General features: G+C 55.9%; 1 protein-coding gene. It reads left to right on the top strand.

All coding sequences use genetic code 11. The features are described 5' to 3' along the window. On the top strand, nt 1-469 hold a 469-nt coding region (locus tag HMPREF2932_RS13535), incomplete at both ends, for a YPDG domain-containing protein (RefSeq protein WP_210397736.1).

The following is a 469-nucleotide window of genomic DNA, read 5'->3' on the forward strand; positions in this document are numbered from 1 at the left end:
TCGAGCCGGAGTACAAGTCCGAGCTGGTTGTTCCTGGTGAGGAGACGAAGTCTTCTCCGACCTTCACTGATAAGGATGGTAAGGACGTAGAGGTTCCTGCGGACTCGAAGTTCACCATTGGTGAGGACTTCAAGGCTCCTGAGGGCTACGTCGTTGAGATCGACGAGAACACTGGTGAGATCACCGTGACGTTCCCGGATGAGTCCAAGCTGAACAAGGACACCAGGGAAGAGTTTGATGTTCCTGTCACGGTGACTTACCCGGATGAGACCACCGATGAGGTGAAGGCGAACTTCAAGCTGGATACCGATGGTGACGGTACGCCTGACACCACTGATGAGGATGACGATGGTGACGGCATCCCGGATGAGGATGAGAAGGACAAGGGCTCTAACCCGAAGGATGAGGGCTCGATTCCGGCAACTCCGATCGAGCCGGGTAACCCCACCAATGCCGCAACCTTCGAGCC

This window comes from Corynebacterium sp. HMSC074H12 (assembly GCF_001813755.1).
Taxonomy (GTDB): Bacteria; Actinomycetota; Actinomycetes; order Mycobacteriales; family Mycobacteriaceae; genus Corynebacterium; species Corynebacterium hiratae.